Annotated in this window: 31 protein-coding genes, 2 pseudogenes and 1 riboswitch; of the genes and pseudogenes, 26 read left to right on the top strand and 7 right to left on the bottom strand. The window is 34.3% G+C overall.

Features of this window, described 5'->3' with window-relative positions:
* Nucleotides 1–41 precede the first annotated feature (41 nt).
* Entirely contained in the window at nt 42–209 is a 168-nt protein-coding gene (locus CIB29_RS18770; RefSeq protein WP_198543675.1) for a hypothetical protein, read from the bottom strand.
* 379 nt (nt 210–588) lie between these two features.
* Here CIB29_RS18770 and CIB29_RS00185 point away from each other — a divergent pair, with 379 nt between their 5' ends.
* From CIB29_RS00185 to CIB29_RS00220, 8 genes are all read left to right on the top strand, one after another.
* On the top strand, nt 589–1284 hold the full coding sequence (locus tag CIB29_RS00185) for a response regulator transcription factor (RefSeq protein ID WP_094545571.1): 696 nt from the start codon (nt 589–591) through the stop codon (nt 1282–1284).
* Nucleotides 1274–2653 carry a sensor histidine kinase gene (locus CIB29_RS00190; RefSeq protein ID WP_094545574.1) on the top strand — a complete coding sequence of 460 codons (1380 nt, stop codon included), beginning with the start codon at nt 1274–1276 and terminating at the stop codon, nt 2651–2653. Before CIB29_RS00185 ends, CIB29_RS00190 begins: the two co-directional genes overlap by 11 nt.
* Nucleotides 2654–2778: 125 nt before the next feature.
* Nucleotides 2779–3294 carry a PepSY domain-containing protein gene (locus CIB29_RS00195; RefSeq protein ID WP_094545577.1) on the top strand — a complete coding sequence of 172 codons (516 nt, stop codon included), beginning with the start codon at nt 2779–2781 and terminating at the stop codon, nt 3292–3294.
* A gap of 139 nt (nt 3295–3433) precedes the next feature.
* The gene (locus CIB29_RS00200) at nt 3434–4162 is read left to right on the top strand and encodes a YqaA family protein (protein WP_242965001.1); all 729 of its coding nucleotides are present in this window, start codon (nt 3434–3436) and stop codon (nt 4160–4162) included.
* Between the two features lie 157 nt (nt 4163–4319).
* Entirely contained in the window at nt 4320–4469 is a 150-nt protein-coding gene (locus CIB29_RS18450; protein WP_157910157.1) for a hypothetical protein, read from the top strand.
* Between the two features lie 4 nt (nt 4470–4473).
* The gene (locus CIB29_RS00210; RefSeq protein WP_094545583.1) at nt 4474–5700 is read left to right on the top strand and encodes a bifunctional DedA family/phosphatase PAP2 family protein; all 1227 of its coding nucleotides are present in this window, start codon (nt 4474–4476) and stop codon (nt 5698–5700) included.
* Between the two features lie 817 nt (nt 5701–6517).
* Complete coding sequence (locus CIB29_RS00215) at nt 6518–7828, top strand: methyl-accepting chemotaxis protein (protein ID WP_094545586.1); 1311 nt, start codon at nt 6518–6520, stop codon at nt 7826–7828.
* Nucleotides 7829–7911: 83 nt separating this feature from the next.
* Nucleotides 7912–9192 (top strand): putative bifunctional diguanylate cyclase/phosphodiesterase, encoded by a 1281-nt coding sequence (locus tag CIB29_RS00220; protein ID WP_094545589.1) that lies wholly within the window; start codon nt 7912–7914, stop codon nt 9190–9192.
* On the opposite strand, the gene CIB29_RS00225 is transcribed toward CIB29_RS00220, so the two are convergent.
* Both CIB29_RS00225 and CIB29_RS00230 read right to left on the bottom strand, forming a co-directional pair.
* Entirely contained in the window at nt 9180–9536 is a 357-nt protein-coding gene (locus CIB29_RS00225) for a class I SAM-dependent methyltransferase (protein ID WP_094545592.1), read from the bottom strand. The two genes, CIB29_RS00220 and CIB29_RS00225, sit on opposite strands and share 13 nt — an antisense overlap.
* A complete protein-coding gene (locus CIB29_RS00230) occupies nt 9526–10068 on the bottom strand; it encodes an ECF transporter S component (protein WP_094545595.1) in 543 nt (180 codons plus the stop codon). Before CIB29_RS00230 ends, CIB29_RS00225 begins: the two co-directional genes overlap by 11 nt.
* A gap of 345 nt (nt 10069–10413) precedes the next feature.
* Between CIB29_RS00230 and CIB29_RS00235 the strand changes: the two genes are divergently transcribed.
* The 18 genes and pseudogenes from CIB29_RS00235 to CIB29_RS00320 all read left to right on the top strand — a co-directional run bounded on the left by CIB29_RS00235 (nt 10414) and on the right by CIB29_RS00320 (nt 22733).
* Entirely contained in the window at nt 10414–10596 is a 183-nt protein-coding gene (locus CIB29_RS00235; RefSeq protein ID WP_094545598.1) for a 4Fe-4S binding protein, read from the top strand.
* 55 nt (nt 10597–10651) lie between these two features.
* A complete protein-coding gene (locus tag CIB29_RS00240; protein WP_094545601.1) occupies nt 10652–10852 on the top strand; it encodes a glutaredoxin family protein in 201 nt (66 codons plus the stop codon).
* Between the two features lie 158 nt (nt 10853–11010).
* Nucleotides 11011–11487, top strand: a complete 477-nt coding sequence (locus tag CIB29_RS00245) for a permease (RefSeq protein ID WP_094545604.1) — start codon at nt 11011–11013, stop codon at nt 11485–11487.
* Entirely contained in the window at nt 11487–12023 is a 537-nt protein-coding gene (locus tag CIB29_RS00250; RefSeq protein WP_094545607.1) for a permease, read from the top strand. Before CIB29_RS00245 ends, CIB29_RS00250 begins: the two co-directional genes overlap by 1 nt.
* Before the next feature lie 98 nt (nt 12024–12121).
* On the top strand, nt 12122–12526 hold the full coding sequence (locus CIB29_RS00255) for a carboxymuconolactone decarboxylase family protein (RefSeq protein ID WP_198543676.1): 405 nt from the start codon (nt 12122–12124) through the stop codon (nt 12524–12526).
* The gene (locus CIB29_RS18775; protein ID WP_198543677.1) at nt 12505–12705 is read left to right on the top strand and encodes a hypothetical protein; all 201 of its coding nucleotides are present in this window, start codon (nt 12505–12507) and stop codon (nt 12703–12705) included. Before CIB29_RS00255 ends, CIB29_RS18775 begins: the two co-directional genes overlap by 22 nt.
* A gap of 458 nt (nt 12706–13163) precedes the next feature.
* Nucleotides 13164–13763 (top strand): annotated as a pseudogene (locus CIB29_RS19365) (flagellar assembly protein A); the annotation flags it as partial.
* 43 nt (nt 13764–13806) lie between these two features.
* A complete protein-coding gene (locus CIB29_RS00265; protein WP_094545612.1) occupies nt 13807–14961 on the top strand; it encodes a FapA family protein in 1155 nt (384 codons plus the stop codon).
* 57 nt (nt 14962–15018) lie between these two features.
* A riboswitch (cyclic di-GMP riboswitch) is annotated at nt 15019–15105 on the top strand.
* A 193-nt stretch (nt 15106–15298) separates the two neighbouring features.
* Nucleotides 15299–16054: an EAL domain-containing protein gene (locus tag CIB29_RS00270; RefSeq protein WP_094545615.1), complete on the top strand. Its 756-nt coding sequence runs from the start codon at nt 15299–15301 to the stop codon at nt 16052–16054.
* Between the two features lie 654 nt (nt 16055–16708).
* Nucleotides 16709–17059: a hypothetical protein gene (locus CIB29_RS00275; RefSeq protein WP_094545618.1), complete on the top strand. Its 351-nt coding sequence runs from the start codon at nt 16709–16711 to the stop codon at nt 17057–17059.
* A gap of 464 nt (nt 17060–17523) precedes the next feature.
* Complete coding sequence (locus CIB29_RS00280) at nt 17524–18018, top strand: HD domain-containing protein (protein ID WP_094545621.1); 495 nt, start codon at nt 17524–17526, stop codon at nt 18016–18018.
* A 176-nt stretch (nt 18019–18194) separates the two neighbouring features.
* Nucleotides 18195–18410, top strand: a pseudogene (locus tag CIB29_RS00285) ((2Fe-2S)-binding protein); the annotation flags it as partial.
* 117 nt (nt 18411–18527) lie between these two features.
* Nucleotides 18528–18884 carry an ArsR/SmtB family transcription factor gene (locus CIB29_RS00290; RefSeq protein WP_242965003.1) on the top strand — a complete coding sequence of 119 codons (357 nt, stop codon included), beginning with the start codon at nt 18528–18530 and terminating at the stop codon, nt 18882–18884.
* 42 nt (nt 18885–18926) lie between these two features.
* On the top strand, nt 18927–20003 hold the full coding sequence (gene arsB / locus CIB29_RS00295; RefSeq protein WP_094545630.1) for an ACR3 family arsenite efflux transporter: 1077 nt from the start codon (nt 18927–18929) through the stop codon (nt 20001–20003).
* A gap of 3 nt (nt 20004–20006) precedes the next feature.
* Nucleotides 20007–20408 (top strand): arsenate reductase ArsC, encoded by a 402-nt coding sequence (locus CIB29_RS00300; protein WP_094545633.1) that lies wholly within the window; start codon nt 20007–20009, stop codon nt 20406–20408.
* A 238-nt stretch (nt 20409–20646) separates the two neighbouring features.
* Complete coding sequence (locus tag CIB29_RS00305; protein ID WP_094545636.1) at nt 20647–20937, top strand: hypothetical protein; 291 nt, start codon at nt 20647–20649, stop codon at nt 20935–20937.
* Nucleotides 20938–21168: 231 nt separating this feature from the next.
* Nucleotides 21169–21951 carry an alpha/beta hydrolase gene (locus CIB29_RS00310; protein ID WP_094545639.1) on the top strand — a complete coding sequence of 261 codons (783 nt, stop codon included), beginning with the start codon at nt 21169–21171 and terminating at the stop codon, nt 21949–21951.
* Between the two features lie 335 nt (nt 21952–22286).
* Nucleotides 22287–22733 (top strand): GNAT family N-acetyltransferase, encoded by a 447-nt coding sequence (locus tag CIB29_RS00320; protein WP_094545641.1) that lies wholly within the window; start codon nt 22287–22289, stop codon nt 22731–22733.
* A 145-nt stretch (nt 22734–22878) separates the two neighbouring features.
* On the opposite strand, the gene CIB29_RS00325 is transcribed toward CIB29_RS00320, so the two are convergent.
* The 4 genes from CIB29_RS00325 to CIB29_RS00340 all read right to left on the bottom strand — a co-directional run bounded on the left by CIB29_RS00325 (nt 22879) and on the right by CIB29_RS00340 (nt 25799).
* Nucleotides 22879–23202, bottom strand: coding sequence for a hypothetical protein (locus CIB29_RS00325; RefSeq protein WP_157910176.1), 324 nt, complete (start codon nt 23200–23202; stop codon nt 22879–22881).
* A complete protein-coding gene (locus CIB29_RS00330; RefSeq protein WP_157910158.1) occupies nt 23159–23917 on the bottom strand; it encodes an MBL fold metallo-hydrolase in 759 nt (252 codons plus the stop codon). The genes CIB29_RS00325 and CIB29_RS00330 overlap by 44 nt, the downstream gene beginning before the upstream one ends.
* 187 nt (nt 23918–24104) lie before the next feature.
* Complete coding sequence (locus tag CIB29_RS00335; protein WP_094545646.1) at nt 24105–24962, bottom strand: cation diffusion facilitator family transporter; 858 nt, start codon at nt 24960–24962, stop codon at nt 24105–24107.
* Between the two features lie 348 nt (nt 24963–25310).
* Complete coding sequence (locus tag CIB29_RS00340; RefSeq protein WP_094546002.1) at nt 25311–25799, bottom strand: superoxide dismutase family protein; 489 nt, start codon at nt 25797–25799, stop codon at nt 25311–25313.
* Nucleotides 25800–25966 lie beyond the last annotated feature (167 nt).

Raw genomic sequence — 25966 nt, forward strand, 5'->3', positions numbered from 1 at the left:
CCTTTGAAAAACGAATACTAAACAATTTATTGCTTTTGCAGTTACAGCAAGGTTTTTGATATTATATCTGCTTTTGTAGCAATTAATTTGATAAACAGAATCATACTTATACTCCGCTGCTTATTCAAATACATCAATTGCTGCAATGCAGAATACATTACAAACATCAAAACAATTGCTATTAATCTGCCGTATAAAAGACAATCCAATTGGTCTTTGCCGCAACTGCCTACTTTAATGTGGCTTAACTTAACGCTTATGAATTGCCTTAAAGTATTGAATTGTCAAGGTTCGACAGCACATTTATAGGTGCGAAGTTTGAGTAAAGTTATTTGAAAATGATTTTATGAAAGCATTGTAAAAAGGTTTGATGTTTATATATACAAAATATCAAATATTGTAGGAATTATTCAGGAAAGTGCGGCAGGTACTGAAGAGATATCGGCTTCAATTGAGGAGCAGACGGCAACCATTCAGGAAATATCAGCCTTTACCGAGAAAATGGTAGCCTATGCAGAAGATTTGACAAATTCGGTAAACAGGTTTAATGTATAGGACCTAAACATCTTAAATAAGGAGTAGGATTAGATGAAGAATTATAACATTCTTATTGTAGAAGATGAAAAGCAGATAGTAAGATTTTTAGAACTTGAATTAAAGCACGAAGGATATATGATAGATACTGCCTTCGACGGTAGAGAAGGTTTGAAAAAAGCGGAAGAAAATAAGTATGACCTAATCTTACTAGATATTATGCTTCCGGGATTAAATGGAATGGAAGTGTGCAGAAGAATCAGGCAGTTTTCAAATATACCTGTTATAATGCTTACTGCCAAAGATGATGTTACTGATAAAGTAATGGGATTGGATATAGGCGCAGATGATTATATAACAAAACCTTTTGCAATCGAAGAGTTATTAGCAAGAATACGTGCTGCATTAAGGCGAAAGGATGAGTTGGTAAATACTGGGGAAAATTTACAGATAGGTGATTTGACGATGGACTTATCAAAACGGCAGGTTAGTAAGAATGGAAAGTCCATTGAATTGACGAAAAGAGAATATGATTTATTGGAGTATCTTATGAAGAATAAAGGTATTGTTTTAACGAGGGAGCAGATATTAGAAAAGGTTTGGGGCTATGATTATATTGGAGATACAAATGTTGTAGATGTGTATATCCGATATTTACGTAGTAAAATTGATGATACTTTTAAAACCAAACTTATTCATACCATAAGGGGTGTGGGGTATATGCTGAAGGAGAATACAAATGAGAATTAATTTTTTGAGGTTTACCAAAATCTCTTTAAAATTAACAATGATTTATGCCTTGTTATTTTCATTAGTGTTAATTTTATTGAATGCCTCTATTCTGTATGGCGTAAAGTATTTTCTTGTCCATCAGGCAATCCAGCAGGTCGAAAATACAAGTAGTATTATGATTGATAAAATGAAGGATTCAGATAATGGGCAAGAAGATTTATTAAATAAAGAATTCATTCGAGAAGTTCAATTTAATGAAAATGTAGATATTAATATTGCAGATATAAATGGTAATATCTTAAATTCGTCAGAAAACTATACCGGTGAAATATCAATAACCACGCCTTTAGATATTACTAAAAAAATAGAAGCTGGAGAAAAGCATTTAGTATTTAGAAATAGTAAAATTGTACTTAATAGCGGAAAAATTGTCTATCTGCAAGTTATTAAGGATATGGAAAATGAATATGGATTTATGAAAATACTTTTTGTATTGATGGCTATTGCCGATGCAATTGGCATGATGATATCTGTATTAATAGGTTTTATCATAAGTAAAAAAGTATTAAAACCGATAGACAATATCACTACAACTGCACAAAGTATCAGTATTCATGATTTAAACAAAAGAATAGAGGTTATAGGGCCTGATGACGAACTGACAAGACTTGCAAGGACATTTAATGAAATGATTGACAGGCTGCAATCCTCCTTTGAAAGACAAAGCCAATTTGTATCTGATGCTTCCCATGAACTTCGGACGCCAATTTCTATTATCCAAGGATATATTAACCTGATAGACAGATGGGGAAAGGAAGATAGGGATGTTCTTCAAGAATCAATTGATGCTATAAAAAATGAAACTTCAAATATGACGGAATTAATTGAAAAACTACTCTTCCTTGCAAGAGGTGAGAGTGGGACTCAAAAACTGGTAAAAGAAGAATTTTGGCTAAATGAGTTAATCAATGAGGTAATAAAAGAGAGCAGGATTGTTGCGCCAAATCGTGATATATCTTCTAAACAAAATGATTCTCAACGGGTTTATGCAGACAAAAGGCTGTTAAAGCAAATGTTAAGGGCTTTAGTTGATAATAGTATAAAGTTTACTTCAGAAAACGGAAAGATAGAAATAAATGCAATCAATAATGGAGATAATGCAAAAATTATTATCAGTGATAACGGAATAGGAATACCTGAAGAAGAAATACCCCTAATATTTAATCGGTTTTACCGTGTAGACAAAGCAAGGGCACGGGGTACAGGAGGAAGCGGATTGGGATTGCCCATTGTTAAATGGATTGTTGATGCTCATGGAGGGAGCATTTCTGTTAAAAGTGCTGCTGGAAAAGGCACAGATATAATAATAATCCTTCCTTTAAAATAATTATATATTAGAAAGAGCCTGTAAGAATTACAGGCTCTTTCTAATGCAATTCTAATGTTTATCTAATGGTGTTTTAAGAAAATATTTCTATAATAAATTCATACTAAACGAGAGGAGGTGAGACTATGGATTTAAAAGATAAGAAAATAAATAAATCAAAACAGGAAAAGGAGAAGATGTCCATGAATAAGAGAATACTTACCCTTGCTTTGGGAGGAATCTTTGCAGTAGGAGTTGCATTTGGTTCCTTGGGATTAATTAATGCCAAGGCTTTTGCTGCCGATAACAATGCTGTTGCAAAGAGTGCTGTAGTTGCTGAAAAAGGAGAGAAAGAAGATAAGGAAGATATCAATCTTTCAAAGGCAAATGTTAAAATCAGTCGGGAAGAAGCGAAAAATATTGCCCTATCTTCACAAAAAGACGCAAAAGTTTTAAAAGTAGAACTGGAAGACGAAGATGGAACTATCGTTTACGGAGTAGAAGTACAAACAGCACAAAAGAAATATGATATCAAAATTGATGCAAATACGGGAAAAATATTAAAGTCTGAAGCAGATGACGAAAAAGAAGGCAAAAGTATAGAAAATGAAAGCAAAAATACAAATGACAAAGACGATATAAATGAAGAAGTAGAAGAGTAGTAGAAAGCCGGGATATCCTTTCCGTAAGGCTATCCCGGTTTATGTATGTGGAAAAATTTTTCAAATACGGCTGTGGTAAATGCGGCAATAAGTTAAAAATAGATATGGTAATAAATCGAGAGCAAAGGAAGTGATAACTTTGAATGAATTTTTAACAAACTTTATACAATTGCTGCAAGCCTATGGAGTAGTAGGGCTCATTACTTTATCATTTGCGGAATCATCTTTTTTTCCAATACCTCCTGATATACTACTAATCCCTATGGCCTTTGCCAATAGAAAATTAGCCATAATCTATGCTTTAGTTACAACGGTTGCATCAGTTTTAGGTGGTATATTTGGACATACGCTCGGGAGAAAATTTGGGAAACCTTTATTAAAAAGGTTTTTTAAAGAAGATAAAATAAATAAAGTTCAAAATTATTTTGAGAAGTACGGTGGGTGGGCTGTTGTTATAGCGGGCTTGACCCCTATTCCCTATAAGATTTTTACAATATCCGCAGGTGTTTTTAATGTAAGATTATCTATATTTATAATATCTTCCATAATAGGGAGAGGTATTAGATTTTTTGCTGAAGGATTATTTATATTTTGCCTTGGAGATACTGCAAAGTATTATCTTGAAAACTACTTTGACATCATAACAATTGGGATAACGATATTGTGTGTAATGTTCTACTATGTATGGAAAAAGTTAAAAGATACAGGTATTGTTCAGGGCACTGGAACAATTGCACACTATAAAAGTAAATATTATAAAATCTATGATTTTATGCTGAAGTATAAAAAATATGCTGAAGTTGGAATATATATTGTTGCGAGCGCTTGCTTGTTTTTACTATTTTTATTTATATATTTAGAACTGTAGATGGTTAATTTATGAATTATGACTTTTGATTTGGATAATAATTGTAAAATTTAATATGATGAGATAAATGAGATTTATAGTTAAAAGAAAATATACTGATTACATTTTTGATAATAACTATTCTTATGGTTGCAGAGAGAAAAAGGAGGAAATACTGATGCAAATGAATATTGTTTTGTTCAAAGCAATAAATGGACTAGCCTATAAAAGTGTATTGCTGGACAAAATAATGATTATGTTTTCAAAATATGGTCCAATATTATTTATGATTGTGATTGCCAACAGAATAATGAAAATTAAGAGGTGAAACATTGATAAAGAACTACTTTATTACGCTAATCCAACAGTATGGTAATTCAGGTATTATAGTAAGTCTGGCACTGGAATTTTTAGGATTGCCAATTCCCGGAGAACCTTTAATGGCTTTTTTGGGATACTTAACATGGAAGAACTCTAATGAATCGTTAATATTATCTATTATTTATGCTGTAATTGGGACATTTTTGGGCTCAATATTGGCTTATGCGATTGGTTTTAGGTATGGTGAAAATTTTCTTATAAAATATGGTAGGTATATTTTTATTACACAAGACAAGTTGGAATATACAGAAAGAATGGTTAATAAAAATAAAGTTTTATTGTTGCTATTTAGCAGATATATACCGGGAGCCAGGCATATAGTACCTTATTTAAGTGGGATAAGTAAAATCAAATTAAGCAGTTTTTTATTTTATAACCTTATCGGTTCAATTATATGGTGCATATCATTCATTGGACTGGGATTTGTATTAGGTGAAAATTGGAATAGAATTGAAACAATAGCAAAAGGTTATTTTTATATTATTGTTCTGTTGATTGGATTTATTTTTATAGTCATTAAATATTTCGGCAAATATAAAAAAATGATATTTACCGTCACTTTCCCAGTGTTGTTATTTATAAAACTTTCTGAAGACCTTATAAGGAATGAACTGGTTATATTTGACAAAACCATATATGATTATATATCCACATTTATTTCTAAAAGTACGACAACTATTATGGTAGTTATAACTTATATGGGTTCGGCTTCAATTTTAGTCCTTATTGCCCTGTTAACTTATGTAATTTTAAGAAGAAATAAAAATTGTACCCTGTATGGAAAGGTTATAGCGGTAAATCTAGGTGCTACATGGATTTTAAATGAAGTATTTAAAGTTATATTCCACAGGCAAAGGCCGGATATACTGCGTCTGGTTGAGGTTGGCGGATTTAGTTTTCCAAGCGGTCATTCTATGGTAAGTTTAAGTTTCTATGGTTTGATATTGTATTTTATATATAAAAATACTAAGAATAGTTTTATAAAATATCTACTTGTAATCTTTTTTAGTTTGCTGATTCTTTTTATAGGAATTAGCAGGATATACCTTGGAGTTCATTATGCGAGTGATGTGCTGGCAGGTTTTTCAGCAGGGTTTGCATGGCTGGCTATATTTATAACATTAATAAACAAATATTATCTACAAGAACCTAAAAGGCATAATTCTAGAAGAATGTAGAGTGTTCTTAAGTGAATTCAGTGATAAGGTTTATGAAAGAGGAATTGTACTATATACAAGGGCAAAGGTGCCAAAACCTTCAATATTAGAAGAAGAGATACAGGAATAGCAGATATCACATCAAAAAATAACAGGGGTAAGGCCTATAGAATGGAACCAGATATGGTTAATATTGGATAAAGCATTTAAAAAATAGTCGGTTTAAACCGACTTTGGGGTTTAATAGCCGTGGTGATTTATCCCACGGTGAATTGGAAAATATATTGGAATTTAATGGAGAATATTGGAGGTAAAGCAGAAAATGCTTGGACTCAAATATAGAATTCGAAGCTCTACGAGTTTTCGAATTCATACCTATAAGTCGAGGAGGTTCATTAGAATGTGGTAAATGTATTATACCGCCTCCTTCGTATATATATAGGAGAGCCACCTATCATAGATGGTTCGTAACTATAAGTATTTTATTGTATATTAGATATACCTAAACCAGTTAACAAGGCAAAAATAGTAAAACTGTTATTAAGGGTAGTATAAGTTTCGTAAGAAATTCATACTGTATCAAGGTATATAGAGCATAGTGAAATAAGAAAACTTATTCAAATTTTTAGTTGTGTTGGAAATTTTTAAAACATATAATGTAACAATATACTTATATTGTTACATAGAATTGGTAAAAAATACTTGCAAGTAAAAAGTTGGAATAATTTCTTGCTTGCGAAGGTGAAGTATAAGTGTGGTATAGATAAAAGTATCCAGAAAACTATATAGGAGTAGCACAAAGGAAGAAAAAATAGAAATAGAAAGAAAGGATGTAATTATGAAAAATTTTAAACTTAAATTTTCTATCACACGAAAAATAATTTTCGGTTACTTATTAACAAAAATATTGTTTATTGTTTTTGTTGGTATAACTGCATATTTTCAATTCAATTCAATGTTTGCTCAAAATAAAGATATTCTAAATAGTTCAATTTATAGTGTTGGAACCGTATCACTAATACTGATTATAATAAATACGGCGTTATTTAATATGCTAATAAGAATATATATTGTCAAACCTTTGGATAACGTTAAAAAATATTTAAACTTAATAGCATCAGGAGAACTTACAACTGAAATTCATTCTAAATATCTCAATAAAAAGGATGAATTTGGAGAAATATCTAATGCATTAAAAGATATGCATAATTCTTTAAAAGAAATGATACTGAATATAAGTGAAAAATCAAAAGAAGTAAGTGCTAATTCGGAAGAATTGGCGGCAACATCAGAAGAAATGTCGGCATCCTCACAGGAACTGACATCAACCATGCAGCAGGTGGCAGATGGAGCAACCAGTCAGGCAAAAGATTTAACAGATATAGCCAGTGCAATGAAAGATGTAACTAGTAGCATTGAATATGCATATGAAACTTTGAAAAACGTATCAGATGAAACTAAAAACACTGCATCCAAAGCCGATATAGGCAAAAAAGAAATAGACAAACTGGCAAAATCTATAGAAGATATAAGAAAAGCCTTTGAAATAGTAGTTAAAAAAGTAGAAACGCTTACAGATTCTGTAAAGGAAATAGGCGGTATAACAGAAATCATATCAACCATATCGGAACAAACCAACCTTCTTGCACTGAATGCAGCCATCGAGGCGGCAAGGGTTGGAGAACACGGCAGGGGATTTGCAGTAGTAGCCGAAGAAGTGAGAAAACTGGCAGAAGAATCAAGACAGTCTACGGAAAAAATTGCACATTTGGTATCATCTACTGCAAAAGATACAGATGAAGTCATCCGTACATCAAATGATGTTAAAGGTCTTGTAAATGAACAAGTAGATATTTTAAGCAAAACATTAAAATCCTTTGAGGACATATTGGCATCTGTAGAAAAAATCGCTCCTTACATGGAAGAAACATATAAGTCTATGCAAGGGATTGTAGATAAAAAGGATATTGTAATAGAAAAAGTAGAAAGTGCAAGTGCTATAGCAGAAGAAAACTCAGCAGCAACGGAGGAAATAGCCGCGTCCTCAGAAGAACTCACTACATCTTCCCAGGAAGTGGCATCCACAGCCCAAAATTTAAGTGCTGTAGCAGAAGGATTAATGGAGGTTGTCAGCAGGTTTAAAGTTTAATTCAAAAATGATGGGCAGTATGAATGATTTTACTGCCCTTTTATCACTTTATACAAATACAAGAGGTGAAAAAATAGAGGTTTATGGATATAAAAAGTGTTCAAGGAGTAGTCATAAGTAAAGAATATTTACAAAGTCCATTTATTGAAAATATAGAGGAGTATGTAGTGGCATTTTTAGATATTGATAACATTAGATATATCAACGGTACCTTTGGTCATTCTATAGGAGATAAATTCTTATCCATGTTTGGCAATAGATTGTCCCAAATTGTTGGGGAAGAAGGAATAGTATTTAAATATAACGGCGGTGAATTTGTTATACTTCTTCATAAAAATGAGAAGGAGTTAATTGATAAAAAAGTTCAATCCATAGTGAATAAATCTAATAAAGTATTTAAAGAAGAAGATTATGAGATACTGTCTACCGTCAGCATAGGGATATATACTCCTAATTCAAATGACAAAATAGATGATACTATAAAAAAAGCATATATTGCCATGTATCAAGGGAAGACCGAAGGAAAAGGAAACTATAAACATTTTACAGATTCTATAGAAGAAAAAATAAAGAGAAAGACTTTGTTAACAAAAGAATTAACAAAATCCATAGAAAGAAATTATGAAGGGTTATATTTAATATATCAGCCTATTTACAATGTAGTGGAAAAAAAGATTGATGAAGCAGAAGCCTTAATGAGATGGAAGAATCAAGAATTAGGAGAAATCTCACCTGCCGAGTTTATTCCCATAGCAGAAGAAATGGGGCTTATAAGGAAACTGGGATATTGGCTTATAAAAAAAGTTTTAAGACAAATAAAAGAATGGAACAAGGAAGGATTAAACTTAAAGATAGCCATAAATATATCTCCACAACAAGTGGCAGAAAAGGATTTTTTGAAAAAAATAAAGGAAACTATCCATGAGGAAGATATAGACTTTCGTCAAATAAAATTAGAGATAACCGAAACTCAAATATTAAAGTTAGATGAACAAAGATTCAAGGATTTAACAGAACTTATTAATTTAGGAGTTGATATAGCATTAGACGATTTTGGCGAAGGGTATTCGTCCATAAAAAGCCTTGTTTTTTCCCCGATAACGGAAGTAAAAATAGATAAAATTTTTATTGATTATATCCATCAAGATGAAAAAATACAGAAACTGATATCGTCAATTATATATACTGTACATAGACTGGGATATAAAGTAATTGCAGAAGGTGTTGAATATAAGGAACAGTTTGATAAATTATTAGAATATGGATGCGACAAAATTCAAGGATATTATATTGAAAGGCCAATAGATGAAAAGAAAATTGTAGAATTTATAAAAGGATTTCATAATACACCTTATGCTATATAAAAATAATAATCTACACTCCCGAATAATAAACCCGATTCCAAAACCTCGCAGCAAATGCAGGATAACATCTGTTTTGCTGCGGGGTTACCGTTGGAATCATTGTATTTGCTCCTGGCTACTTCGATCATTTTCTCGACAACATCTACAGCAACAATTTCACCAGTATCACCGATTCTTGAAGTAAGGAAAGGAATCATCACCCCTGTACCAGTTCCGACATCGAGGACTTTTGAACCTTGTTTGATATTAACTAAATCCAGCATCTCATTGTTCTTATTCTTATCATGGTGGCAAATAGTATCCCATTTTTCTGCCATTGAGTTGAAGAATTCTTTATGATTCACTTGGAAGCCCCTCTCTTGTGATTAGATTACTCTTGTTAAGCACCAGTATTAATGCTGGAATAAACACAAGTTGAATGATAATGCCAGGAATGCTTTTGGTAATACTGCCAGTTATAAATAGGATTGGACCAGGGAGTTTTGCCATGAAGAAGGTTGCAAGAACCCAAACCGCAATGCCAGATACTATTCTTCCAACAATCATACTTCCTACCAGGGATATGTACACATTAAGTTTCAATCTTCTATACAGCAGACTTGCAACAGCCCCGTAGGCAGCGAGTTCAAATACCATATAGGGTAAAACTGGGAACATCGGAGGCATTCCTGTGAGCAGTGAGCTTAAAATTGGCGTAACTACACCGACAGCAATGGCATAAGGCATACTTACAACAAACCCTGCGAGTAATACTGGGATGTGCATGGGTAGGAATGTTGATCCCATACCAAAGGCATGAAAAATCATGGGCAGCAGCAGCCCCATTGCAATGAATAGACCCGATAGAACCATTTCCTTTACTGATTTGTTCTGCATTTTGAAAATCCCCTTTCAAATAATAAAATAAATAAACCATGAAAGTACCAATTCATTTGGCGTACCTTCATGGTTGTATTTCAAAAACAAAAAACCACAAATAAAGCTATTCCTTATAGCATCCCTTCGTGGTTTGATTTCATAAAGTAGTTTTCATTTAAAGATGGTAAAAGCCTTCATGACTTTAATGTCTGTGAAATACTATACCATAAAAAAGTGTATAAGTCAATCATTGTTTAAAAATCTAATATTCAAATATATTGAAATTTAAATAAAATTATGTTATTATATACCCATATGGGGTATATATACACTGACATAGAAATTGTGAAAAGGGGTGTTTACATGGCAATAACTGTTGACAAAAACAGGTGTCCACAAAACCATCCATGTCCATCCGTAAGGATATGTCCTGTAGGAGCATTGAAACAACAAGGCTTTAAAGCCCCCGAAGTGGATATGGATAAATGTATTCAATGTAAAAAGTGCGTGAATTATTGTCCTATGGGAGCAATTAAAATAGGATGATATGTGTTGATACTCAATAATTACATTAAAAATCAATAGTCGAGGAGGTATTACTATGAATGTTACAGTTTATTCTACACCAACCTGTCCCTGGTGTACAAGGGTGAAGGAATATTTAAACTATAAGGAAGTGAAATTTAAAGAAATCAATGTAGCCCAAGATCGGGATGGTGCAATGGAAATGATTCAAAAATCAGGACAAAGAGGTGTTCCTGTGGTTGACATAAATGGAAATATCGTCGTTGGTTTCAACTAAGCAGAAATTGATAGATTACTGTCAAGGTCTTAAGCAAACTCTATAGAAAGTCTAAACCATACAATGAATATCAAAATAAAAGTTACTAAACTCAAAATATTCGTACTATAAAGGCCGAATTGTTCGGCTTATTTTTTAAGATAGGAAGGTGTATATGTTTGTTTACGGTGATATTATATATCCTTGCATTAGGACTGCTTCTCCTTTCATTTATTAAGGACAGGAAAAAAACCAAAATGGCTCTTAAAAAGGCATGGAAATCTTTTGAGAATATACTGCCACAATTTCTGTCTATCTTAATCATCATTGGAATTACCCTTGCTGTAATGAGTCCTGAAACCATATCAAAACTGATTGGAGAACAGTCAGGGTGGCTTGGGATGATCGTGGCTGCTGTTATTGGATCCATTACGCTAATTCCTGGATTTGTTGCTTTTCCGTTAGCATCTGCGTTACTGAAAAGTGGAGCTGGCTTTATGCAAATAGCGGTTTTTATTTCGACTTTAATGATGGTGGGTATTGTTACTATCCCCGTAGAGATGAAATATTTCGGAAAGAAAGCAGCCATAATAAGAAACTCATTGGCATTTGTCTTTTCATTTGTAGTAGCAATTGTGATCGGGGTGATATTGTAATGAAAAACACTTTAAAACGTTATAGTTTTTTCTTTATACTGATGGTTATAAATCTTGCAATCATTCTTGTAACACCAGAAATAGGACAGAAATCGCTGAAAATCACAGGGGATAACTTGCTTGAAATGTTATCCGTAATACCACCTATTTTCATATTACTCGGCTTATTGGATGTTTGGGTACAGAAGGAGACCATGATAAAATTAATGGGGGAGAAATCAGGTTTCATTGGAATTACCATCGCATTTCTTCTGGGGTCAGCAGCAGCGGGGCCGCTTTATGCAGCTTTCCCCGTGGCTGGGGTATTACTTCGTAAAGGCAGCAAGTTGTCCAACGTCTTTATCTTCATTGGAGCATGGTCTACGACGAAAATACCTATGCTGCTTTTTGAAGCATCCTCAATGGGGTGGAAGTTTATGATTACCAGGTTCATCGTTGATATTCCAGGAATTTTTCTTATTGCCTTAATGACCGAAAAAGTTATAACAGCGAAGGATAAAAAATTAATCTATGAAAATGCAGTTGATTTGGATTGAACTGTACGTTATGGTAATCAATAGTTTATAATCTTGTGGATATTATTGACTGGAATTATGAAACTGAATCAGGGGAGCAAAAATAAGAGTGTGATATTATGGAAGCATTTATAAAACTACCTAAAAGGATTCCGCTTTTAATAAGAATAGGAATATGGATTAGTAAGAAGGTTGCAGGTAAAGAGCTGCTTGTCCCCAAACTGTTAGCCTGGTATCCTAAAACAGCCGTTAGTTTTGGTGTGCTGGAGTCTTTAGTTGCTCATGCAGACAAAGACCTTGATAGGCGTATCTTGAAGCTTGTTCGTATGCAAGCTTCTTTTATTGTATCTTGCCCATTTTGCATAGATATGAATTCCTTTGAATTTGATAAATACAACATTACCAGAGAAGAGCTTGCTGCGTTACAAGGATGTGTGGGAACAGATTTAGTGTCATCATTTTCGGATAGAGAAAGGCTTGCAATTGAATATATGCGAGGTGTTTGTCAAAATCGCCTATTATGATACCAAAAGAGCTGATAGAGAAAATCCAGAAGAGCTTTACAGAGCGTGAAATTGTTATACTTGCAAGTACAGTAGCACGGGTTAATTACTGGGCATTGAAGGATGATGGCAAAATGGTGATTATAGAATGGATGAAGCGTGACAGCGATTGGGGACCATCAGCCGACCTGCAGTTATAGCATAAAAATGTTCATTTAGTCCTGCTATAGCTATTTCCTTAAAACCATTATCCTGTAAAAGTTGCTTGATATATCTGCTGTCCACCTGCAATAAGGTGGACTTTTCCATTTTAGATAATTAGGTAGAATAAAGGAAATGATATATCATCGTAGTTTGGTGTATAAAATAGTCAGGAAAATTTCTAATTATAGAAAATATATACATATAAAGTAACAATATAGATATTTTGTTTCATTATTAAGATATAAAGTTTAATTGGTACATAAGAGCTTTTTTAGCATTAAAACAATTTAGACATAAATGGCTCCCGAATAAAGAAAGAGAGGTGAAATGTATAATGATAATCAGTGCAAGTAGTGTAAAGGAAGCTATTTTAGAGGCTGAAAAGGTCTATAAATGTGATAAGAAACAATTGAAAGTATATATTATTAAACCACCGAATAGTAAATTCTGGGGTATGGTTAAAATACCAGGGAAATATAAGATAGAACTTATAAATCATAGAAATGAAGATTTATCAGAACAGCAGAATAAAGATGGTTACATTGAAATTATTTCTGGCAAGGTAGAAGTCACCGACCCTTTGCAAGAGGGTAGATATGCTTCCATAGTAGTAGATGATCCCAAAATAGATGTGTATATTAACGGTAAAAAGGTTTTTGGTGCTGCTATTGTGACAAGCAGCGACAGGATTGAATTCAAAGCTACAGTGATTGAACCTGTTACTAAAATTGAAGCCCGCTTATCCAAGGATAAAATGCAGGCAATACTGGAAATTAACAAAATTCCTGGTAAAAAATACTTTGTTAAAGACGAAAAACGCAGAAATGTTGTATTTATTCGTTCAGATTATAATGAAATTCAACCACCTGCCGCTACTTTGGACCAATGCCTTGAGGAATTGAAAAAATTAAATGTTGACACTAAATTTATAAATGTAGAAAAAATAAATGAATTGATAAGTGAACCTAACGGAGGAAGTGCTGTTGTAGCAGAAGGGAAGCGTCCAATTAATGGTTTCAATAGTAAAATAAAATTCTTTTTCAAAAATACAAGTTATCGGAATCCTGATTTTGATACTGAAAAAAAAAGTGGACCTTATGACTCATACAATTATTCCTACTGTAAATGTTGGAGATGTGCTTGCGTTAAAGGTTGCTCCTGCATTTCCAGGGAGGGATGGATTTACTGTAACTGGCGAGGTATTAAAAGCAAGGGAGGGAAAGAATATACCACTCAAAGTAGGAAAGGGGGCTGTCTTATTAGATAACGAAACAAAAGTGGTGGCCGTTTCTCCTGGAAGGCCAGAGTATAAAAAAGGTGTAATAAGTGTTGTCCCTACTTTGGTTGTACCCCATGATGTAGATGTTGGTACTGGCAATGTCCGCTTTGATGGTGACATCGTAATCAAAGGGAATATAGCTGAAAATCTGAAGGTTTCTGCTGGAGGTGATATTACGGTCTTTGGCAACATCTATCATGCAAATGTGTATGCAAAAGGCAATATCAGAGTCCATGGGAATATTATAAACAGTAAGGTATCGGCTGGCTTAAATATGCTAAATTATTTGGGCGTTACGCCTAAATTGAAGCAAATCCTTGAAGTGGTAAAAGAGTGTCGAAGTGTGGCGAAGTTGTCAGAAATGTCAAAGAATCATGTAGATATTAGAAGGGAACTGCTTCAAGTTGTAATTAGCAAAAAGGATATATTAGACAACCTTATGAAAGATATTCAAAATTTAATAAAGTTATCCATTGATGAAGAAACAAACGAACTCATTAGAATTTTAGAAGACGTAAAAAGGATACTAACTGGTGTCAATGCAAAGTGCATAGAAGATTCAAGGCAAATAAAAACACTTTATACAGAAATAAATGATTATATAAATAAAATAGAAGAATTGTATGGAAATGAGGCAGATATAATTTTTGAATATGGACAAACTTCATTTATCCAGGCTAACGGTAATGTAGTAATTGCCGACAAAGGGTGTTACCAGACCAATTTAATGGCAAAGAATGCTATATTGTTTAAAAAGCCGTCCAGCATTGTGCGTGGCGGCCTATTAATTGCAGGAAAGTGTATAAAAATGGGAATAGTTGGGACACCTTCTGGTATTTCAACATACTGTAAAGTTTTAGACAGGAATGGAAAAATAGATGCAGTTTATTATTACAGCAATACCGTTTTAAACATTAACGATAATATTAAAGTAATTGATTCCAATTTCTATGTTAATAGAGATAATAAATAATATTATGGTAATGTTTTACTATAAAAATGAACTGTGTTACTATCTTTAAAACTTAATATTTGAAAAAGGCAAACTCGTCGAAAGACGGGGACGCAAAGCCACAAGTCTAAAGCATATAAGTGCCATGATGGTTGGGTTGCCAGTTGATATAGGGGCAAGGATCAAGGGATGTGGTTTAAGGGAAAGCCAAAAAGCTGCTTAAACCTTACACCTTATTCATAAATTACTGGAAGCGGGCAACTCATATAGTGCCTGCTTTTTTGTGTGTAAAAAAAGACTCAATAGGTTAATGATTTTATGCAGAACGAAATGTTTAGCATAAAGGAAGTGGACAAAAGTGAATTTTTTAAAGCAAATACAAACGATTGATATATCGGATTTAGTACATTGGTATCAGCCTATCTGCCAAATAGAAACTGGAGAGATACTTGGATATGAGGCTCTTGTACGCAACAAATCTCTAAATAAACTTTTTCCTCTGGATATATTTAAGCAGGCAGAACAAGAGGGCTGCAGAACTGAACTTGATTCCTATTTGCTATTTCAGGCAATAAATTCAGTGAGTTACAACAGCAATCTATTCTTAAACGTATTTCCCTCTACTCTACTTGAGAAATGGTTTTTATCCTGGTGGGATGAACATTTTGTTACCCCCGCTCCTTTGGTAATAGAAATATCGGAAAGTGAACCTGTCAATGATTGGAAAGCATTAAAATCAGTGATTAACAAACTGCGGAAGCGTGGTGTAAAAATTGCAGTAGATGATATGGGTTCAGGCTATTCCTTTTTTCAGCACTGGGTAGAGTTAAACCCTGATTATATTAAACTGGATTGCTACTATGCTGCGGGTTTAGCAGAAAACCCACTAAAACAACGAATAATCGAACATTTAACAAAACTATTTGATGGTTATTCAATAATTATTTTAGAGGGAATAGAAACAGAGGAAGACTTAAATACCGCAAAACAGTTGGGTATTTCGTATGCCCAGGGCTATCTGCTTGGGAGACCGTCCCCATGGAAGAGTCTTTCTGTACAAAATTATAATATTGGAGATTACGGGGAAAATGGATGTTGGGGAAAGAATGGATAATATGATTGCAGTATTGAGAGGCAAGAATTTGCCTACCTCTAAACATTAGTGTAGGTGAGCAATGAATTGCTAAAACTTATTTTTTATACATTCTGGTCACAGCTCTCATATATGGAGGAGAATCCCTTATTGTTAAAGATAAATAAAAAGAAAAATCCTGCAACAATGAAGTGTGCAATTAGATTCATTATCAAGAACCGTATCCTTTGTTTCATCTTCCACTTGTCATCCACCTCTTTTCCATCCTTCTAAATAATGGGATAGGATATTTTTAGCGGATAGAATGTGCATTATGCAAACAATTTATATTTGCAATAAGCCAATGGAAATAGTAAAATATGATGTGTATATCATGAATCTGGTGGAATAAATGGGATAAGTATTAAAATACTAACTTCTTTTGTAAAGGAGTTGTAACCGATGATGTATTATGAACTTTTCCAGACAAGAGAAGGAAGGCTCCTATTGTTTCTTTCTGATCTTTTGTCCAGCAGGTCAAGGGCGAACTCTTCCCACTTGATTCCGAAATGGTTATTATAAGTGGCATCCATGAGAGAGGTATGATATTTATATATTTTTCATTGGATTTTAAAATACTAAAATTGTTCAAATTATGGTAAAATTCTCGTTAAATCAAACGGAAGAAGGGAAAAAATGTCGAAGAGTGTAGATAGCACTAAAAAAGTTGAAATTACCATGCGTATGTCAGAATTTGAAATGCCTCACATGCAGGATGTATTGATTGTGGGCAGGAGGGCACCAATTGGGCCAGAGGCGGCAAGACGTATGGTAGATATACTATCTCCCGAACAGTATGAGATAATAAAGATAGATCATCCTGCCATAGAGGCCATGGTAGTAAGGAAGGCTCTTTTCAATATACTTCCACAGGAAAAGCTGGTTGCATTTTTATTGGAGGAGGGGGGCAAGGTTGCTAACGAGTCAACAATAGTTAAAGCCCAGGTTAATATTGTACTCCGGATTAGCAAATCCATAGACTTATGATGAGGAAAGTATTAGAAATATGGTTATAGAAATTTAGACAACGAAAATCGATTTTCTTAGTGAATTTTGGTATAATAAGTGCGGCAATTAAGACGAAAAAACAGGAGATTATCCACAGGTGAAAAGAAGAAATCATACGGCAGAATTTAAAGCAAAAATCGTTATTGAAGTTTTGCGTGAGGAAATGCCTTTAATGAAATAGCCGCCAAATATGAACTAAACCCGAATTTGGTCAGGAGGTGGAAAACAGAAGCAGTAGAAAATATGGCAGCAGTATTTGCTGATAAAAATGAGGAAATTAATGATATTAAAAGTGAATATGAGAAAAAATAGATAACAGGTCTACACTATACTATAGGAAGGTAGAACCTTCACAGGAAGAGATCATGATAAAGCACAGGATCGATGAGATATATACAGAGTTTGCCTACTATGAGTGTAGGCTTTAAAAGAGGAGAGAGGATATGGTGAATATTGTAAGTGCTACCATGAAGAAAATGATAGAATACTTTGATGGTGATGTTAAGCGAATTAATCATGCGCTAAAGGTGTATGGATTTGCAAAAAGCATAGGGGAACTTGAGAATATCCCGGAAGAAAAACTTAAAATCCTTGAAGCGGCTGCAATCTTACATGATATCGGGATTAAGGAAAGTGAAAGGAAATACTCGTCATCTGCTGGAAAGTACCAGGAAATAGAAGGGCCACCTATAGCATGTGATATTTTGCAGGAATTTATATTGAGTAAAGATTTTTTAGACAGAGTTTGTTATTTGATAGGCAACCATCATACTTATAGCAAAATAGATGATATAGATTTTCAAATTCTTGTGGAAGCAGATTTTCTTGTAAATATTTTTGAGGATGGTATGGAAAAAGAACAGATAAAAACCATTAAACAGAAATATTTTAAAACTAATACAGGACTATGCTATCTGGACAGCATGTACTGTAAATGAAGTAAATTCTATAGTATATGGCAGATATGCAGATTTATGTACTTAAACATCCATCGAAGATTTAAGTACATAAATCCCTGCAATATGGAAAGAAGAATTCGTTATAACTTATTACCCTGAATTATTCACACTCCCTATTCACGGACTTTAGAAATTGAAAAATTTGAACAACAGCATACGCTTGTTACTGTAGTAAAGTAACAGAGGAACAAGTTATAAATGCAGTGGTAAAAGATGGTACTAATAATATGAAAGAAGTTTTAAAACTTACTGGGGCTATGAGTAATCCACAGTGCCAAAAGAAAAACCCTTTGGGAAAATGTTGTCATCAAATTATACAGGATGCAATAGATAAAGGATTATCTATTCGTAAGAAAAAGAAATTTGAATAAGAATTAGAAAATTTTATGATGATAGTATAAAAATACAAATAAAATGTGAGCTTATATTGACAAAATATAAAATTAGGCATATTATATGAGTGTAAATGAATATAATCATATATAAGTGTGGTGAATAGATTGGTTGAAATATTTAAAGCACTGGGAGATGAAAACAGAATAAGAATATTAAATTTGTTGAGAAAGGGGGAACTGTGCGTATGTGAGATTGAAGCCATACTTGGTATTACTCAATCCAATGTCTCAAGACATTTAAACAAATTAAAAAATGCAGGCATCATTACTTATGAAAAGAAATCTCAATGGGTCTATTATAAGGTAGACGATGAATTTATACAGCAAAATAGTCTGCTTTATGATTTTCTTAACCATCAAATGAACATAAACAACCAGTGCATAAAAGACACAGAAAAATTAAAGAAATGCAAGGATGGCAATACTGCCTGTGAACAATTAGATGAATAAAACAAGGCAAGTTTAAAATTAAGAGAAATGGAGGAATAAAACATGAGCAATAAAGAAGTAATGCAGGAAACAAAAGGATTAGGTTTTTTTGAAAAATATTTAACTTTATGGGTGGCTTTATGTATTATAGCAGGGGTAGCCATTGGTCAACTACTTCCTGTAGTTCCTCAAACATTAAATAAGTTTCAATATGCCCAGGTATCTATTCCGGTTGCCATATTGATATGGCTTATGATATATCCTATGATGCTCAAGATTGACTTTTCCAGTATTATCAGTGCCACAAAAAAACCAAAAGGACTCACAGTTACCTGTGTAACAAACTGGCTTATTAAACCTTTTACAATGTATCTCATAGCAGCGTTTTTCTTGAAAGTAATATTCAGCAAGTGGATTGACCCAGGTTTGGCAACAGACTATCTTGCTGGTGCAGTATTATTAGGAGCGGCACCATGTACCGCCATGGTGTTTGTTTGGAGTTATTTAACAAAAGGGGATCCTGCTTATACATTAGTTCAGGTAGCAGTCAATGACTTGATTTTATTAGTTGCATTTACACCAATTGTAGCATTTTTACTTGGAGTAAGCAATGTGACTGTACCTTATGATACTTTATTTCTCTCTGTTGTACTATTTGTTGTTATTCCTTTAGCAGGTGGATACATATCAAGAAAATATATCATCAGGCATAAAGGAATAGAATACTTTGAAAATGTTTTTTTAAAGAAATTCGATAATATTACCATTATAGGATTATTACTTACTTTAGTAATTATTTTCTCTTTCCAGGGAGAAATTATTTTAAGTAATCCTCTACACATTATATTAATTGCCATACCATTAATTATCCAGACATTCCTAATTTTCTTCATTGCTTATGGGTGGGCAAAAGCATGGAAACTTACCCATGATATTGCAGCACCGGCGGGGATGATTGGAGCAAGTAACTTCTTTGAACTTGCGGTTGCAGTAGCAATCTCATTATTTGGACTGGAATCAGGAGCAGCCCTTGCCACTGTAGTAGGAGTATTGGTAGAAGTGCCGCTGATGCTTACCCTTGTTAGAATAGCCAACAACACAAGACATTGGTTTAAACAAATTGATGAAAGAGGTGTATAACATATGAAAAAGAAAGTTGCATTTGTATGTGTCCACAATTCCTGTCGTTCTCAAATGGCAGAAGGTTGGGCAAAGAAATTAGGAAGTGATGTATTAGAAGCATATTCGGCAGGAACAGAACATTATCCTGAAGTAAAACCATTGGCAGTGCAAGTGATGGAAGAAGCAGGAGTAGATATGAGCGGTCATCATCCCAAGTTGTTAAGTGATATACCAGCAGAAATAGATATCTTAATAACGATGGGATGTAATGTAGAATGCCCTTATGTACCATGCAAGCATAGGGAGGATTGGGGGCTTGCTGACCCGTCAGGTGGCCCGATAGAAGATTATAGAAAAACAAGGGATATTATTAAAGAGAAAGTAAAAGATTTGATACAGAGGGTAAAAAATAACCAGATTTGATAAGTAGGATAGGTTAGGTTAATTATCTAAACAAAAAGGGTGCAGTGAAGAAAAACTTCATGCACTTTTTTCTTTTCTAAATGTTGCAGTTACTATTGACATATATAAAAATTAGGAGTATCATACTTATATATTCATATATATATATAAGCATGTACTTAAAATTATAGTTCCATAGAGTAAGAACTATGTCTGATACAAAAGTAAGATTTTAATGAAAGGAAGATTTTATGTCGGTATGACAAGAGCAAAGGAGTACCTTTATCTGGTCAGTCCACAAAGTAAAAACGGGATTGCGGAACCGAGGTCGGTATTTGTGAACGAAGTGGTTGCTTGTATGAATAGTGAAATGCTGAACAAAATCGGTGAAGGTGTCATTGTACATCATAAAAAGTTTGGTGAAGGGTTCACTGCAGCAGTCCATGAAAAAGTCAATGACAGAACCATTCTTGAGATTGACTTTAGAGGCATGAGGCGGAAACTGGATTTAGTGACATGTATGGAGAGTGGATTGTTGAGTTTTGAATAAAGTGTCCTCTTACACTGTTGAAAAAATTTAGAGGATTTTTTCCTCGCTACACATCTGGTGTATATAAAGAGAATCAGACTGTAATGGTGGTGAGCAGGGGATTGGGAAACAGGATCATACCACAGAGGGTTTTTAATAGGCAAAAAATTGTTGAAGTAACTCTTAAAACAGAATAATGAATAAAACAGTGATATTGCGAACAGTTCGAGAGTTAGAAGGGAGAAAAGGGAGATGCCAGAGAGGTTAGATATTAAAAATAGAAGAGCTGCAATAGGATGCCTTTTAATACACGGGTTTGGTGGAAATGTGGATGAAATTAGACCGTTGGCAGATTTCCTGACAGAACAGGGTTATAGAGTGGAATGCCCTTCATTAAAAGGGCATACAGGGAAACGGGAGGACATGAAGAGATGTACCTATTGGGATTGGATTGCCTCCGCGCAGGAGGGATATAATAAACTGCAGGAAAAGTGTGATACTTTGTATCTGGTGGGCTTTTCTATGGGAGGCTTGATTGCTTTCCAGCTTGTATTGAATAACAGAGTGGATGCAGTTGTAACACTGAATACTCCAATTTATTACTGGGATTTGAAAAGAGTTATCATAAATATTATTGAGGACTTAAAGGTAAGGAAACTAAACAATATTCGCAGATACATTGCTTCTTTCCGAAGTTTGCCTTTCAATGCCTTGTTGAATTTTAGATTGTTATTATCCAGGACAAAGCCAATACTGGAAGAAATAAAATGTCCAGTATTTACGGTTCAAGCCTTGGAAGACGATACCGTGAGAAAGAGTAGTGCAACTTACATATACGGACATATTGGTTCACAGTGCAAGAAACTTGAATTCTATGAGGAATCAGGGCATCTTATTTTGTGGAGCAAGGCGGCTGATAGGGTTATTGAGGATGTGTCAGATTTTCTTGAGCAGATAGAGAAAGGCAAAATGGAGAGTGAATTGGATGGGGAATGTTGGTTAATAAGTAAAAACAGGTATAGGGATATGAAATAAAGGTAATTCTTATTGGAGGTTAAAAAACGTTATGATAATTGATATACATGCACATTGTTTTCCAGATGAATTGGCGGCTAAAGCAATACCTTTTCTTGAACAAAAGTCAGGCGTAACGGCTTATAGGGACGGTGCGACTTGGGGAGGGTTCGTCTGTCGAATGCGCTTTTCATGCGACTGAGGAACCGTCCCCATGTCGATATATATAGTTGCTTATAATATTAACATATGTTATCATAAACATGAGGTGGTAACATATGGCTAATGTTTATCATGTCAGAAGAAAAGTTTTTTTATTAAACTAAACATATAGCATAATCAAGAGGGAGAAATTTATGATAACAACAAAGTGGCTTACTAAAGGTGAAGACCTGTCTCACGCTTATAAAATACGTGAAGAAGTTTTTATAAAAGAGCAAAAGGTTCCAGAAGAACTGGAAAAGGATGAATTAGATAAAACAGCCCATCATGTTGTTGTTTATGAAAATAATATTCCGGTAGCAACGGGGCGGCTAGTTGTTACAGGCGGGCAGTATTTATTGGGCAGGATTGCCGTGTTGAGTGAATATAGGGGAAAACACTTAGGCGATTTAGTAGTTCGGATGCTTGTCCGTAAAGCTTTCGATTTGGGCGCTCAGGAAGTTCATTTGCATGCCCAGACTAAAGTACAAAAATTTTACGAGAAGCTGGGATTCGTCCCTTATGGAGAAACTTATATGGAAGCCGGTATTGAGCATATTAATATGGTAAAAAGAGAAGATGTTAAAGGACATTGCGGTTAACAGATATTTTAAAATAAATGGAATTATGAAGAAAAGAGTCATAGCTTTCTATGACTCTTTTGTACAATAAATGCAATTATTTATTACTTAATCCTTGAAAAAACTGAAATATAAAAACTATAATTGAATCGATGCCTTTTATCCATCATTTAAGTGCTTGCTCCTGCAATAATTTTTCCTTAAGATCCCATAATGCTTTGGATAGATCTACATAATACCTATGCGGATTTTCAAATCTCAAGACTTCATTCCATAACGCGTTAATCTGTTCTTCACAGTAGTTTCTAATAGTATCCAAATCCGGACTATCGTACACACATATTCCTTTTTCAAAAATTTTAACCTGAAGTTTTTTGGCGTAGAAATTAGTAACAGTCTTTCTCTTCCATGTATGTTCAGGGTCAAAAATTTCATAAGGTTGACTATCAAACAGGCTTGTAGATAAACTGCTGCCCTCTATGGGTAATATTCACTATTTTTGTGTAGTAATCCTTTGTGCTTGCGTCACGTTTAAGCATTTCAAAAATTAAAAAGTTATCGCTGAAGTGCATCGGAAAAACCATAGCTGCACCTGCAGTTTTCATAAAATAATCCAGACTGAGCATGTAGAATTCCTCAAGCCGCGGGTCCACAGGAATAAAAGCTAAATCTATTTTCTTTCCTTTTAATAAATCTATTTGGGTTTTATAACCTATTTTCATCTGGAGGTTCTCATTTTCGCTGGCTTCCTTCCAGTGCCACCAATTTAAGTCACCAGAATGAAAAATAGTCAATCCATCTATACCTACCAGAAAGGACACTCCTATATCGGTAGAGCCAAGTACATCTACCTGGACACCGTTTACATCATAGTGGTTACCCTGACTGACAAAAAGAATGTCGTCTGCCTGTTTTTCTTTAATATCGGATGAGAGAATGTACGTTATATCTTTGATCCTTGTCCTCCATTTTAATATCGTGGGATTAAAATGGTCATAATGGCTGTGGGATGAAAATACCAGGACAGCATTGTTTTGTATTTCTGAAGGGTTGATTACTCCTGTTTCCAAACAGGGAGGCTGCCGAACAGGAGTGTCTTTATAATAATCAAAAACAATAAAATGATTTGGAGTTTTAATAGCAAAACCGCTGTGAAATAAATACCATACATGTGCTTCGTGGTGTAAGAAAGTTTCTTTAGTCAATAGAATCACCTCTGAATATAAAGTTATACTGGCTCTTTAATGAAAAGCCAAATATCCATTGCGCTAACAAGCTCTAAGCTTTTCCTCAACATTCTTTCCATAGTACGATTCAAAAAAGTACGATTCAAAAAAGTACGATTCAAAAAAGTACGATTCAAAAATCTTTTACTGATAATTTGGTTTCTCATTAAGCAGGATTAACATGCACCAGCACATCTTTTGCGTGTTTAAAGCCTTTTACCTTCTGCTTTATTTGGGCTGCGATGCTGTGTCCCTCCCGGACTGTCATATCACCCTTTACTGAAACCTTCACAATGATGATAAATCCAAGCCCTATAGGTTTTGCGGTAACGTCATCCACATGATCTACCCCGTTAATGGATTCGATTGCTTTTATAATATCTGACTTTAACGCTTCATCGATAGTGGTATCCATTAACACATGATAGGAACTGCTAAAAATGCGGATACCGATGAAGGCAATCCATAGAGAAATCCCGATTCCTACAACGCCATCAATCCAGTAAATTCCCTGACTGCCAAAAATAATGCCGAGCAAAGTAGAAGAGGTAACAAATACATCATTCCGGTGATCCTCAGAATTTGCGAGGATGAGCAGATTGTCTTCGCGGCGTCCGGCATTTCGTGTATATATAAACAGTCCGGATTTTAATATGATTGTTAGCAAAGCAACTCCGGTCAGCCACCAGGAAAAAATAAATGTCTCCCTGTGAAGAATGGCATCCAATGAGCTGCGAAAAATTTTATAGGCGACAAGCAGGAGAGAAAAACTGATAATCATGGAAAAAATATATTCTGCTTTGCCATGACCATACGGATGGTTATCATCTTCCGGTTGACTGGCAATTTTATTTCCGGCATAAGTCATTGCAGAAGCAAATACGTCTCCTGCACTGTTAAAGCCATCGGCAATCATGGCCTGGCTTCTACTGATAAATCCTACTATTAACTTTAGAATTAATAATAATATGTTTGCTGCAATGCCTAAAATAGCAATTTTCTTTGTTAACTGATATCGGTCCATTTCCTATCTCCTGCCTAATTACTGTTAAAATTATTTAATATTCTTTTATAATTAACCAACTTTAAAGCCAAATATTTAGCTTTAAAGTTGGTTAATTTCATCGATAACTACATTAGTTTATTTATAATTTTGATATAGGTTATCGATATTATTCTGTGTTGTTTCCTATGATTAATAAATTAAATATACAATAATAAATAGAGTAAATTCATTCCAAAACTGTATTAGTTATATTATAGATATTCATTTATATAAATGCAATAGTAAATGTTTTATGCGCTTTTGTTTTTTTTGATATACTTTCTTAGGCAAGGACAAAAAGCAGCAAAGCTGCTTTAATGCAACACATTAAAAGGAGCTTGCTGCTTTAATTGCCCCGCATGCCAGCCGCTTGCCTGCGTCACCGGCCGGTTGGGTACGGTAGTTATCGGGATTTTGATGTATAATGACAGCCCTGCCTATCACGTCTATAGGTTTGAATTTATTAGTGAAAAAGCACATCCTGGCATAACCGTTATTTGAAAATAATACCGGAAAATCTCCTGCATGGTTGCCATGGGGTTGATTGGTGGGATTCCAATGTTCTCCGGCAGCCTGGAATGGATTTTCGGGATCACCTACTTCGCAATTTCCAAACTCGTGTATATGAAACCCGTGAGGACCGACAGGGGCCTTATCCCCTTGGGCAGGCTGGTATGGTGGAAGACCTGTCACTTCTACCGTTACCCTGGTACCCCCGGGTGCATCTTCAAAAAGCACGGTTCCTTTTAATTGTGGAGCGAGTGGTCCTCCAACTATGTGGGCAATCGCCTTTATATTCCTATTTGATTCTGGCATTTTCCTATAAGGCTCGTTATTAGGGCTAAAAAATATATATCCCCCCCAGTAGGGACACATCATTTTATTTCTATACATATCCATTATCGATAACTCCTTTTAATAAAAATATGATTTGGCTTAATACAGTTTATGATTCTTGTGCCAGCGTTGTTCCATATAATAGA

It is taken from the genome of Petroclostridium xylanilyticum, from assembly GCF_002252565.1.
In the GTDB taxonomy this organism is placed as follows: Bacteria; Bacillota; Clostridia; order SK-Y3; family SK-Y3; genus Petroclostridium; species Petroclostridium xylanilyticum.

Bases quoted from the DNA above. Each gene is read 5' to 3' on its own strand.
- CIB29_RS00185 (WP_094545571.1), top strand. From the start codon at position 589: ATGAAGAATTATAACATTCTTATTGTAGAAGATGAAAAGCAGATAGTA.
- CIB29_RS00190 (WP_094545574.1), top strand. From the start codon at position 1,274: ATGAGAATTAATTTTTTGAGGTTTACCAAAATCTCTTTAAAATTAACA.
- CIB29_RS00195 (WP_094545577.1), top strand. From the start codon at position 2,779: ATGGATTTAAAAGATAAGAAAATAAATAAATCAAAACAGGAAAAGGAG.
- CIB29_RS18450 (WP_157910157.1), top strand. From the start codon at position 4,320: ATGCAAATGAATATTGTTTTGTTCAAAGCAATAAATGGACTAGCCTAT.
- CIB29_RS00215 (WP_094545586.1), top strand. From the start codon at position 6,518: ATGAAAAATTTTAAACTTAAATTTTCTATCACACGAAAAATAATTTTC.
- CIB29_RS00220 (WP_094545589.1), top strand. From the start codon at position 7,912: ATGGATATAAAAAGTGTTCAAGGAGTAGTCATAAGTAAAGAATATTTA.
- CIB29_RS00230 (WP_094545595.1), bottom strand. From the start codon at position 10,068: ATGCAGAACAAATCAGTAAAGGAAATGGTTCTATCGGGTCTATTCATT.
- CIB29_RS00235 (WP_094545598.1), top strand. From the start codon at position 10,414: ATGGCAATAACTGTTGACAAAAACAGGTGTCCACAAAACCATCCATGT.
- CIB29_RS00240 (WP_094545601.1), top strand. From the start codon at position 10,652: ATGAATGTTACAGTTTATTCTACACCAACCTGTCCCTGGTGTACAAGG.
- CIB29_RS00250 (WP_094545607.1), top strand. From the start codon at position 11,487: ATGAAAAACACTTTAAAACGTTATAGTTTTTTCTTTATACTGATGGTT.
- CIB29_RS00255 (WP_198543676.1), top strand. From the start codon at position 12,122: ATGGAAGCATTTATAAAACTACCTAAAAGGATTCCGCTTTTAATAAGA.
- CIB29_RS00265 (WP_094545612.1), top strand. From the start codon at position 13,807: ATGACTCATACAATTATTCCTACTGTAAATGTTGGAGATGTGCTTGCG.
- CIB29_RS00275 (WP_094545618.1), top strand. From the start codon at position 16,709: ATGTCGAAGAGTGTAGATAGCACTAAAAAAGTTGAAATTACCATGCGT.
- CIB29_RS00280 (WP_094545621.1), top strand. From the start codon at position 17,524: ATGGTGAATATTGTAAGTGCTACCATGAAGAAAATGATAGAATACTTT.
- arsB (WP_094545630.1), top strand. From the start codon at position 18,927: ATGAGCAATAAAGAAGTAATGCAGGAAACAAAAGGATTAGGTTTTTTT.
- CIB29_RS00300 (WP_094545633.1), top strand. From the start codon at position 20,007: ATGAAAAAGAAAGTTGCATTTGTATGTGTCCACAATTCCTGTCGTTCT.
- CIB29_RS00305 (WP_094545636.1), top strand. From the start codon at position 20,647: ATGACAAGAGCAAAGGAGTACCTTTATCTGGTCAGTCCACAAAGTAAA.
- CIB29_RS00310 (WP_094545639.1), top strand. From the start codon at position 21,169: ATGCCAGAGAGGTTAGATATTAAAAATAGAAGAGCTGCAATAGGATGC.
- CIB29_RS00320 (WP_094545641.1), top strand. From the start codon at position 22,287: ATGATAACAACAAAGTGGCTTACTAAAGGTGAAGACCTGTCTCACGCT.
- CIB29_RS00335 (WP_094545646.1), bottom strand. From the start codon at position 24,962: ATGGACCGATATCAGTTAACAAAGAAAATTGCTATTTTAGGCATTGCA.
- CIB29_RS00340 (WP_094546002.1), bottom strand. From the start codon at position 25,799: ATGCCAGAATCAAATAGGAATATAAAGGCGATTGCCCACATAGTTGGA.